Below are 10,935 nucleotides of genomic sequence, written 5' to 3' on the forward strand. Positions count from 1 at the left end.
AAAGCGAAGAAGGAATCGGGTGGTTCGACCACTTAACTGCTTGCAGAAAAATCCTGTTCGCCCCCCTACAACTCTGTGCCCTTGTGTTCTCTGTGGCTTCAATCGCTTTTTCCAGAGTTATTCAATTGCGCCAGGAACGCACGCCAGCCGCCCAGTGCCGTGATTTCGGTCGCGCCCTGCAACGCCCACGGTTCGCAGATGAATCCCTTGACCACACTGCCATCGCCCAGCTCAACGCTGCCAATACCCAGGGGCGAGGGAACTTCTGCGACAAAAGATCCAAATCCGCCTAGCGGCACATCCCATACCTCCACCTCGATTGCACTGCCGCCTTGCGCATCGCGCACCAGTCCCGGCTTGGGTGGCGTGGTATTGGGCAAGGCATACAGGCGATAGCAATCCGCAGTCCGGGTACGCTCGACTAACCGGGCATGGCGCGTGGTGAGCTGATGGTTCAGCGGCATGCCGGTCAAATGCGCACCGACCACGGCAAGACGAACATAACCGGGTGCGGGTGTAGCTGACACAGTCGGGGCGGCACTATCAGCCGGCAAATCCAGCCCTGTCGCCCCCAGCGTCCACGGTGTATGGCGTTGCCAGCGCAGAGCAAAATCCAGCAGGGCGTAATCGCGCCAGGCTGGCGCAATCAGCGTCACGCCAAACGGCAGACCGTCGCTACGCCAGCCCGCGGGCAATGCCAGCGCGGCACAATCTCCCAGATTGACAAAATTGGTATAAATCCCCAGCCGGCTGTTGGCTGCTATCGGCTCCGCAGCGACCGCCGCAAGCGTCGGCAGCGTGGGGGCGCTGGGCACCAATAGCGCATCAAAGTCCGCCAGCAAACTATCCAGTGCGCGTTTGAGCTCGGCGCGACGGTACTCTGCCTTGAACGTATCCACCGCGCTGTAGCGCCCTGCCCGTTCGATGATGTCGCGCACTACAGGATGCATGTCCGCCGCATGGTCTGCGATGAATTCGGCAATGGCCGCATAGCGCTCGGCCACCCAGGGGCCATCGTAGAGCAGCGCCGCCAGTGCCTGCATCGGGGTAAAATCAACCGGCTCCAGCACGACACCGAGCGCGCGCATTTGTGCCAGGGCAACGCTATATGCCGCAGCTTGAACCGCATCCCCGCAAAAATCCGGCTGTTGCGGTATGGCGAAACGTGGCATCTGCCCGATGCGCACGGCAGCCTGGTCCGGCACGCTGGGGCGCGAGTAGGGATCCGCCGCATCGAAGCCGGCGATCACATCAAGCACGCTGCCTGCATCCTCCACGTTCAACGCAAACACGGATACGCAATCCAGCGTGCGGCACGCCGGCACCACGCCCACGCTGCTGACCAGACCGCGCGTGGGTTTAAGCCCGACCAGGTTGTTGAACGCGGCAGGTACGCGTCCCGACCCAGCGGTATCCGTACCCAACGCGAACGGCACAATGCCGCGTGCCACCACCGATGCCGAACCTGAACTGGAACCGCCGCCGATATACGCCGGGTTAAAGGGGTTGGTCACCACGCCATAGGGCGAGCGCACCCCCACCAGCCCGGTAGCAAACTGATCCAGATTGGTCTTGCCGACCAGGATAGCGCCTGCTGCGCGCAAGCGCGCCACGACGGCGGCATCGTGTTCAGCCACATGGGCAAAGGCCGGACACCCCGCCGTGGTCGGCAGTCCGGCCACATCCATGTTGTCCTTGACCGCAAACGGAATGCCATACAACGGCAGGCGGCTGCGCTCGCCATTGGCCTGTACCAAAGCCTCCGCCAGGGCATCCAGCTGCTGCTTGAGTGTGGTGCTATCCACGATCATGATCCAGGCCGGGTCGTCATGTTGCAAACCTGCCAGCAGTTCCCTAAGCAACTTGTCCGGATCGGCCTGATCCACAAGATAGGCGGCGCGCCACTGGCTGATGGTCCATCCCATGGTAGGCATCCCAGGTGCGTTTATTTGCATTTTTTGACCAGGCATATCGAGTTATTGATTCAATATTGATTGATTAAATGGACAGGTAGCTGCGCACGTCGTCTGCATCCATGCTGCGCCCCTCGCCGCGCTTGATGATTTCACCGCGCACCATCACCAGGTACTGGTCAGCCAGATCGCGGGCAAAGTCGTAGTACTGCTCGACCAGCAAAATGGCCATCTCTCCCTCACCGGACAGGCGCCGGATGGCGCGCTCGATGTCCTTGATGATGGAAGGCTGGATACCCTCGGTAGGCTCATCCAGAATCAGCAGTTTGGGACGCATGGCCAGGGCACGGCCAATCGAGAGCTGTTGTTGCTGACCGCCGGACAAATCGCCGCCGCGCCGGTGCAGCATGTCTTTCAGGACCGGGAATAATTCAAAAATAAGCGGCGGTAATTTTTCCCGGGCCGGCAGACCGGCCAGTCCCATCTGCAAATTTTCGGCTACCGTCAGACGCGGAAATATCTCGCGTCCCTGCGGCACGTAACCGATACCCAGTTGTGCACGCGCATGCGGCGGCAAGCGGGTAATGTCGCGCCCGTCAAACTGGATCTGGCCGGAACGCGCGGGCAGCAAACCCATCAGGCATTTCAGCAGCGTGGTTTTACCGACGCCGTTGCGCCCCAACAGGCAGGTGACGCGCCCTGATTCCAGCGTAAACCCGACATCGCGCAGAATGTGCGAGCCGCCGTAGTATTGATTGATTTGTTCGACTTTAAACATTAGCGCCCCAGATAAACCTCGATCACGCGTTTGTTGTTTTGCACCTGATCCAGGCTTCCCTCAGCCAGCACGCTGCCCTCATGCAGCACCGTCACTTTTTTGGCGATCTGCGCAACAAACGCCATGTCGTGTTCTACGACCATAAGGGAGTGTTTACCCGCCAGCGACAGGAACAGTTCGGCAGTACGGTCGGTTTCTTCATCGGTCATGCCCGCCACCGGTTCGTCCAACAGCAGCAATTTTGGGCGCTGGATCAGCAACATGCCGATTTCCAGCCATTGTTTCTGGCCGTGCGAGAGCAGCCCGGCGGGACGATCGGCGCTATCCTGCAAACGAATCAGCTTGAGCGTGTCGGCGATGCGATCGCGCGATTCGCTATCCAGCCTGGCGAACAGGGTCGCCCACACACTACGATCCGCCTGCATGGCCAGCTCCAGATTTTCGAACACACTGTGCTGCTCGAACACCGTAGGTTTCTGGAATTTTCGGCCAATACCGCTCTGCACAATTTTGGCCTCATTCATTTTGGTCAGATCCAGGGTCTGGCCGAAGAATGCAGTGCCGCTGTCTGCGCGCGTCTTGCCGGTGATTACATCCATCATGGTGGTCTTGCCGGCACCATTGGGCCCGATGATGCAACGCAACTCGCCGTTGTCTATGGTGAGACTAAGTTGATTGAGCGCCCGGAAACCATCAAAGCTGACGGTGATGTCATCCAGATACAACACCGGACCATGGCTGGCATCCAGCTCGCCCGGCTGCACAAAGTGGGCGAGCCCGGTCAATGCTCCGCCGTCCTGTGTCTCGTTGTTTTCAGTAACCGGGGTATTCATTTCCAGCCACCTGTTATTTTGCGGCGCAATGCACTCAGCAACCCCATCAGCCCGTGCGGCAGATAAAGCGTAACGACAATGAAAAGCGCACCCAGAAAAAACAGCCAGTAATCGGGAAAACTCACCGTAAGATAGCTTTTTGCGGCATTCACCAGCACCGCACCCAGTATCGGGCCGATCAGCGTGGCGCGCCCGCCCACCGCAGTCCAGATGGCGATTTCGATCGAGTTGGCAGGCGACATTTCACTCGGATTGATTATGCCGACCTGGGGCACATACAGCGCTCCGGCGATGCCACTCAAAACGGCCGACAGCGTCCAGATGAAGAGCTTGTAGCTGACCGGGTTATAGCCGCAAAACATGACGCGCGATTCGGCATCGCGGATGGCCGCGAGCACCCGTCCATATTTGGAGGTGACGATATAACGCCCCAGCAGCAGCGCGCCCAGCAATACCAGCCCGGTCAGCATATAAATGGCGACCCGGGTTTCCGGCGCGGTGATGGAATAACCCAGTACGCGCTTGAAATCGGTAAAGCCATTGTTGCCGCCAAAGCCGGTTTCATTGCGGAAAAACAGCAGCATTGCCGCAAAAGTCAGCGCCTGGGTGATGATGGATAGATACACACCCTTGATGCGCGAACGAAACGCGAAGAAACCGAACATCAATGCCAGCAGCCCGGGCACCAGAACCACCAGTAGCAGGCTATATGCGAAATGCTCGGTCCCGTGCCAGAACCAGGGCAGCGTTTTCCAGTCGAGGAATACCATGAAGTCCGGCACGTTGGCGTGGTAAACGCCGTCTGCGCCTATGCCGCGCATCAGATACATGCCGAACGCATAGCCGCCCAGCGCGAAAAACACGCCGTGTCCAAGCGAAAGAATGCCTGCGTAGCCCCACACCAGATCCATTGCCAGCGCCAGGATGGCATAGCACATGATCTTGCCGATCAGGGTGATGGCATAACTCGATACATACAGTGAGCTGTGTTTGTCAACGCCCAGATGCAGTATCGGCAAAACGACCAATAAACCGATTGCCAGCAAGCCCATCGCCAGCCATACCGATTTCGAAAAGTAACGATAGGTAGTTGTCATGGCCTTAATCCACAGACCGGCCCTTGAGGGCGAACAAACCCTGCGGGCGTTTTTGTATGAACAGGATGATGAATACCAGCACGACGATTTTCGCGATCACCGCACCCGACCAGGATTCCAGCAGTTTGTTGACGATGCCCAGGCCCAGCGCGGCGTAAACCGTACCGGCGATTTGCCCGACACCGCCGAGCACGACCACCATGAACGAATCCACGATGTAGCCCTGCCCCATATCCGGCCCCACGTTGCTGATTTGCGATAACGCCACGCCGCCCAGTCCGGCAATGCCTGCACCCAGCCCAAACGCCAGCGTATCCACCGTGCCGGTAGGCACGCCCAGCGCACCGGCCATGGCACGGTTTTGCGTCACGGCACGCATGAACAGACCCAGTCGCGTACGCGACAGCAGAAAACTCATGAATACCAGAACCGCCATGGAAAAACCCAGGATGATGATGCGGTTCCACGGCAGCACCACGTCCTGGATGATTTCGATTCCGCCGGATAACCAGCTGGGATTGGCCACATCGACGTTTTGTGCACCGAAGCTGACGCGTGCCAGCTGGATCAGGATCAGGCTGATACCCCAGGTCGCCAGCAAGGTTTCCAGCGGCCGCCCATACAGTCGGCGGATCACCAGCCGCTCCATCACCATCCCCACTCCCGCCGCAGCCAGAAATGCTATGGGCAGTGCAGCCAGCACATACCAGTCGAAATGCTGGGGGAGATGCGTCTTAAACCAGCCCTGCACGAAATAGGTGGCATAGGCCCCCACCATCAGCAGCTCGCCGTGCGCCATATTAATGACGCCCATCACGCCATAGGTGATCGCCAGGCCGAGTGCGGCGAGCAACAGCACACTGCCCAGACTCAAACCGGAAAACAGACTGGCAGCCGCGCGTGCCAGGCTGATGCGCAGATCAATGCTTTTTAATGCCTGCTGCGCCGCAGCGCGCACCACCGGACTGGCCTCGTTGTATTGGCCATTGTTCTGGATGAGCATGTCAGCGAGTTTGGTACGTACTTCCGGATTATTGGTTGCACCGAGTATTTTGACTGCAGCCAGACGCTCAGCTTCGTTAGAACTACTGATCTGAATGCTGGCCTGTGCCAGCAGCAAATCCTGATGGATTTCTGCGTTGGTCTCCTTCGCCAGAGCTTGTTGTATCAACGGCAACTGCTCGGGGCGCGGATCCTGCTTCACATCGCGCGCTGCTTTAAGGCGCGTCGCAAGGTCGGAAGAAAAAAGCTTGAAAGCAGACAGGGCGCCTTGAACTGCCCCTCTTAGCCGGTTATTCACAATGATGGATTCGGCGCTATCCGGTACTGGACCCAAAGCTTGCAGCGTGGCGGCGTCAATCGCCTGGTCACCACGCACGATCAGCAGACGTCCCTGATTCTGATACAGCGCGTCATTGTCCATGGCAGTGAGCACGGCTTCCGCTTCGGGGCTGGGGTGGCTGGCCAGATATTTCACCACGGCAACTTTGGCATCATTGTCATCGGCTGCCAGCTTGCTCAACTGGCCTGCATCGAGTGCAGCACGTGCCGGCAGGCTCAACAGGGCGAGCACAATGCAACACAGGTAGATTGCACTACGTGTCATACACGGACTTTCTGAATGGGTGCCGCGAGAACGGGGTTCTCGCGGGGAGCGTCTCCGGGGCATCGCCCCGGTATGGATTTACAGCTTTTGCTTGCCCTCATTGCCCGCGATATACGGACTCCAAGGCTGCGCACGGATGGTTGTTGGTGTTTTCCACACCACATTGAATTGCCCGTCTGCGCGGATTTCGCCGATCATGACCGGCTTGTGCAGATGGTGGTTGGTCTTGTCCATTTCCAGGGTAAACCCGGACGGCGCCTTGAAGGTCTGCCCCGCCATGGCGATGCGGACTTTGTCGACCGCATCGGAATGGGCTTTTTCGACCGCCTGTTTCCACATATGGATGCCCACATAAGTAGCTTCCATCGGATCGTCGGTAACCGGAAAATCCTTCAGGCCCTTCTTCTTGACGTAATCCTTCCACATCTTGACGAAGGCAATATTGACCGGCGATTTGACCGACTCAAAGTAATTCCAGGCTGCCAGATGACCCACCAGCGGTTTGGCATCCATGCCCGCCAGTTCCTGTTCAGCTACCGAGAACGCCATGACCGGCACATCCGTGGCCTTCAGGCCCTGGTTGCCCAGTTCCTTGTAGAACGGCACATTGGAATCGCCATTGATGGTGGAGATCACCGTCGTCTTGCCACCGCCGGCAAATTTCTTGATGTTGGCGACGATGGTCTGGTAATCGCTGTGGCCGAACGGGGTGTATACCTCCACAATATCGGCTTCTTTCACGCCTTTGGATTTGAGAAACGCGCGCAGGATTTTATTGGTGGTACGCGGATAGACATAGTCGGTGCCGAGCAGGAAGAAACGCTTGGCGCCGCCGCCATCCTTGCTCATCAGGTATTCCACCGCCGGGATGGCCTGCTGGTTGGGTGCCGCACCGGTATAAAACACATTCTGGGACAACTCTTCGCCTTCGTACTGCACCGGATAAAACAGCAGCCCGTTGAGCTCTTCGAATACAGGCAATACCGATTTGCGCGACACCGAAGTCCAGCAGCCGAACACCACGGCGACCTTATCCTTGGTCAGCAGCTGACGCGCCTTTTCGGCAAACAGCGGCCAGTTGGAGGCCGGGTCAACCACCACCGGCTCAATCATGCGTCCCATCACACCGCCGCTGGCATTGATCTGCTCGAAGGTCATCAGCGCCACGTCCTTGAGCGCGCTCTCCGAAATTGCCATGGTGCCGGAAAGCGAGTGGAGCACACCTACCTTGATGGGGGATTTGTCAGCCGCAAATGCGAAACGATTACCTGCCAGCAAGGTACCCGCTGTGATCGCACCCATGGTGCCCAAAAACTTGCGACGTTGATTGTCCATCCTGTTATCTCCTTAAAGTTGGCAATTTGACTTTTACTACACCCATACACAGCGAGGTTTTGGGTTTTTAATGTCCTCGCCTTTATGGTCCCTGAGCGATGCTGCTCAACCAAAAAGCAAGTAAGGTGCCAGCCTCTATTTAATTCAAATTATTAATTTAAAATATTGAATACATAGCTAATTATTTAATTTTTCCGTTTTTTTGGTACGTGCGTCGGACAACCAGCACGCCCACGAATGATGCGCGCCATAGAGATGCCGCACCAATGTAGTGCTACGTTGTATACAACGAAGGATGACATCATCAAGTCTTCAGAGACAGGTTCAGCGTATACGCAGGGAGTATCGAAACAGGTGCGGTTAACCACTCAGCGAAATGAAGGTGCCTCTACAAATTCATGGCATCTGATTTTAGTCTCAGTTGCCAGGAACAGGTCTTCGCAAAATGCGATACATTCAAACAGGCGGGCAGGAACGAAATGTTGCCGAGCTGGCACGAAAGTGTTTAATTATCCAATTACGATGGCGCACGAATATAGTGCAGATTGTGCTTAAATCCGATACGGAGTTGTAGCAAAAAGCAGTCTAGTCGTGGCAAAATGCTATAATATATACAATAAATTCAATATATTAAGGATTTATTTGTATCAGGTATACCGTTTGCTTTGTTGTGGAAAAGCCAAAACATCCCCCTAATTACTTGAAAAATTGCCCCTGGAAAAGCTCTGTCCGTCGTGCTTAAGAAAGAAATTAGAACTTCAATCGTAGAGCGACAATGGATCACTTAAAAATCAGACACCATAATTAAATCGGCACAACATGCTGTTCAACTCCTATCCATTCCTGTTTCTTTTCCTTCCCGTCACCCTGCTGATTTTCTTTCGTCTGGGGCATTACAGTCGATCGCTTGCGGGCCTGTGGCTATTCGCGGCCTCGCTGTTTTTCTACGCATGGTGGAACCCCGCTTTTGTCGGCTTGCTGCTGGGTTCGGTAATGTTCAATTATGCCGTCGGCCGGGCTCTGGTCCGTGAACATGCGCGTGGCCACGCGGTCAGTAAACGGGCAATCCTGACTTTTGGTGTCGTCGCCGATCTGGGTCTGCTGGCTTACTTCAAATACGCCAATTTCTTTGTTACCAATACCAGTGCATTGTTCAACACCGGATGGCATATTGATCCCATCATCCTGCCCCTGGGAATCTCTTTCTTCACTTTTACTCAGATCGCTTTTCTAGTAGATGCTTACCGTGGCGAAGTGAAGGAAGCCAACTTCATCCACTACGGTCTGTTCGTGACCTATTTCCCCCACCTGATCGCCGGCCCTGTGCTGCATCACAGGGAGATGATGCCGTAGTTCGCCCAGCCTGCCACCTATCGCATACATTGGGAGAATTTCTCCGTCGGGCTGACGATTCTGGCCATCGGCCTATTCAAGAAGGTGGTACTGGCCGATGGCATCGCCCCTTTTTCCGGCCCGGTGTTTCACGCAGCTGCTACGGGGGGAGCACTGAACCTTTTTGAAGCCTGGGGCGGCGCACTGGCCTACACCTTTCAACTTTATTTTGACTTCTCCGGGTATTCCGACATGGCCATCGGCCTGTCGCGTCTGTTCGGGGTAAAACTACCGCTCAACTTTAACTCTCCCTACAAGGCGGTGAACATCATTGATTTCTGGCGGCGTTGGCACATGACGCTTTCACGCTTCCTGCGTGACTACCTGTATTTTCCCCTGGGCGGCAATCGCAAGGGACCGTTTCGCCGCTATCTCAATCTTTTGACCACTATGCTGCTGGGCGGACTGTGGCACGGTGCTGGTTGGACTTTTGTGCTATGGGGTGGACTGCATGGCTTTTATCTGGTCATTAATCACGCCTGGCATGGCTTACGTGTGCGCATGGGCTATCCCATCGGGCCTCCCACCCGACTGGGACGCATCGCCGGCATGACACTCACTTTTCTGGTGGTGGTCGTAGCTTGGGTGTTCTTCCGAGCGCCCAGCCTGCAAGCTGCGCTTAACATACTGAGCGCCATGTTCGACCTGAATGGGGTTGTTTTGCCCGGGAGCTGGTATGGACTTCTCCACTGGCGGCTAGTGCAAGCCTTGGCGAAACTGGGTATCCATTTCGGGCGGCCTTTGCCTTTGTTCGAGGATGTAGGGCATGTCTGGCGCTGGATCGCCGCGCTCTGGGTACTTGCCTGGTTTGCGCCCAATACTCAACAGATCATGGCTGCCTTCAAACCTGCGCTGGAAGAAATAAAAGAACCAGCCGGCTATTTTTCCTGGCGTCCCAACCGTGTTTTTGCCTGGTTGGTCGGTTGTCTATTCGTTGTGGCCTTGTTCAGCATGAACCGGGTATCCGAGTTTCTCTATTTCCAGTTCTGAATGCCCATGCACCAGCGCTTCCTACGCTACCTTCTCTTATCCATAGTCAGCCTTGTATCAGTGCTGGTTTCCATCAATCTCGCGATTGATCCATTTGCCACCGATCGATGGCTGGACATCACCGGCTTAAATCACGGCAAGCCCGAAGCTGGTGATCATGAACGCCTGGTTAAGCTATTCGATGTTTACCGACTCCGGCCGGAAGCCGTATCCATGGGCAGTTCCAGGACACAATTTGGACTATACATTGATGGGGCCAAATGGGGGAACACGCCAATCTATAACTTTGGTGTTTCCGGACCCGGTATTGATGAAGTACAACGTTTATTGGCGCATGTCGCGGCCCAGGGAAAGCTTAAAAAAGCGATCATTGGCTTGGATTTCTTCATGTTCAATGCTGATTTTCTTCAACCTGGGGTGGAAAATTTCAACAATTCCGCATTGAGCTATCCAAGCGACTTGAATCCGTTTCGGGAGTGGACCGCCATGTTATCCACTGCTATGAGTCTTGATACGCTAGATGCATCATGGACAACCTTTCAGTTCAATCAGCATACCCAACGCGATATGGATGTTTTACCCAGAACTCCGTCTCCCATTGACCAGCAACAATACAATTACAGACATATGTTTCTGAGGCAGGTAACAGGCTATCTTGATGATATTTACTTCCCCAAGAGTACCGGGCGTTTCGTCTTCCAAAACGCGGCACGTGGTTCCATGTTCGAGCACTTTAGGCAAATAGTCCGGTTTAGTTATCAACACCATATCGATGCGCATTTTTTTATTTCACCCAGCAATGCCTGGCAATGGGAGGCAATTGACGCCGCTGGTCTATGGCCGCAGTTCGAGTACTGGAAGAGGCAATTGGTAATTATCCTGAATGAAGAGGCGACTCTTAGATAGTGTCGTCACGAGATAGCGAGCCAAAGCACCAAGCAGCGTATGCGGACTGCGGCCAGGAATGAGGAAGCGTTTTTAACGTAGCGCG

9 protein-coding genes are annotated in these 10,935 nt (G+C 55.6%); 3 read left to right on the forward strand and 6 right to left on the reverse strand.

The annotated features are described in order from the left end of the window. Nucleotides 1-98: 98 nt before the first annotated feature. The 6 genes from atzF to urtA form a co-directional block, all read right to left on the reverse strand. Nucleotides 99-1,925: an allophanate hydrolase gene (atzF, locus tag EI185_RS13870; RefSeq protein ID WP_124705742.1), complete on the reverse strand. Its 1,827-nt coding sequence runs from the start codon at nucleotides 1,923-1,925 to the stop codon at nucleotides 99-101. 73 nt (nucleotides 1,926-1,998) lie between these two features. Beyond that, nucleotides 1,999-2,691, reverse strand: a complete 693-nt coding sequence (gene urtE, locus EI185_RS13875; RefSeq protein ID WP_124705743.1) for an urea ABC transporter ATP-binding subunit UrtE — start codon at nucleotides 2,689-2,691, stop codon at nucleotides 1,999-2,001. After that, nucleotides 2,691-3,524, reverse strand: coding sequence for an urea ABC transporter ATP-binding protein UrtD (urtD, locus tag EI185_RS13880; protein ID WP_124705744.1), 834 nt, complete (start codon nucleotides 3,522-3,524; stop codon nucleotides 2,691-2,693). The genes urtE and urtD overlap by 1 nt, the downstream gene beginning before the upstream one ends. After that, nucleotides 3,521-4,621 carry an urea ABC transporter permease subunit UrtC gene (gene urtC / locus EI185_RS13885; RefSeq protein ID WP_124705745.1) on the reverse strand — a complete coding sequence of 367 codons (1,101 nt, stop codon included), beginning with the start codon at nucleotides 4,619-4,621 and terminating at the stop codon, nucleotides 3,521-3,523. The genes urtD and urtC overlap by 4 nt, the downstream gene beginning before the upstream one ends. 4 nt (nucleotides 4,622-4,625) lie before the next feature. Continuing rightward, nucleotides 4,626-6,227: an urea ABC transporter permease subunit UrtB gene (gene urtB / locus EI185_RS13890; RefSeq protein ID WP_124705746.1), complete on the reverse strand. Its 1,602-nt coding sequence runs from the start codon at nucleotides 6,225-6,227 to the stop codon at nucleotides 4,626-4,628. 78 nt (nucleotides 6,228-6,305) lie between these two features. Further along, a complete protein-coding gene (gene urtA / locus EI185_RS13895; protein WP_189836415.1) occupies nucleotides 6,306-7,562 on the reverse strand; it encodes an urea ABC transporter substrate-binding protein in 1,257 nt (418 codons plus the stop codon). 819 nt (nucleotides 7,563-8,381) lie between these two features. On the opposite strand from urtA, the gene EI185_RS18420 reads away from it, so the two are divergent. From EI185_RS18420 to EI185_RS13905, 3 genes are read left to right on the forward strand one after another with little or no spacing between them, the layout of a single operon-like run. Beyond that, a complete protein-coding gene (locus EI185_RS18420) occupies nucleotides 8,382-8,915 on the forward strand; it encodes an MBOAT family O-acyltransferase (RefSeq protein WP_306308285.1) in 534 nt (177 codons plus the stop codon). Nucleotides 8,916-8,939: 24 nt separating this feature from the next. Continuing rightward, nucleotides 8,940-9,944, forward strand: a complete 1,005-nt coding sequence (locus EI185_RS18425) for an MBOAT family O-acyltransferase (RefSeq protein ID WP_306308286.1) — start codon at nucleotides 8,940-8,942, stop codon at nucleotides 9,942-9,944. 6 nt (nucleotides 9,945-9,950) lie between these two features. Then, nucleotides 9,951-10,850: a hypothetical protein gene (locus EI185_RS13905; protein ID WP_124705747.1), complete on the forward strand. Its 900-nt coding sequence runs from the start codon at nucleotides 9,951-9,953 to the stop codon at nucleotides 10,848-10,850. The last annotated feature ends 85 nt before the right edge of the window (nucleotides 10,851-10,935 follow it).

Source organism: Sulfuriferula multivorans (genome assembly GCF_003851125.1).
Taxonomy (GTDB): domain Bacteria; phylum Pseudomonadota; class Gammaproteobacteria; order Burkholderiales; family Sulfuriferulaceae; genus Sulfuriferula; species Sulfuriferula multivorans.

Coding starts and splice junctions, on each gene's coding strand:
- atzF (WP_124705742.1), bottom strand. CDS start 1,925: ATGGGATGGACCATCAGCCAGTGGCGCGCCGCCTATCTTGTGGATCAG.
- urtE (WP_124705743.1), bottom strand. CDS start 2,691: ATGTTTAAAGTCGAACAAATCAATCAATACTACGGCGGCTCGCACATT.
- urtD (WP_124705744.1), bottom strand. CDS start 3,524: ATGAATACCCCGGTTACTGAAAACAACGAGACACAGGACGGCGGAGCA.
- urtC (WP_124705745.1), bottom strand. CDS start 4,621: ATGACAACTACCTATCGTTACTTTTCGAAATCGGTATGGCTGGCGATG.
- urtB (WP_124705746.1), bottom strand. CDS start 6,227: ATGACACGTAGTGCAATCTACCTGTGTTGCATTGTGCTCGCCCTGTTG.
- urtA (WP_189836415.1), bottom strand. CDS start 7,562: ATGGACAATCAACGTCGCAAGTTTTTGGGCACCATGGGTGCGATCACA.
- EI185_RS18420 (WP_306308285.1), top strand. CDS start 8,382: ATGCTGTTCAACTCCTATCCATTCCTGTTTCTTTTCCTTCCCGTCACC.
- EI185_RS13905 (WP_124705747.1), top strand. CDS start 9,951: ATGCACCAGCGCTTCCTACGCTACCTTCTCTTATCCATAGTCAGCCTT.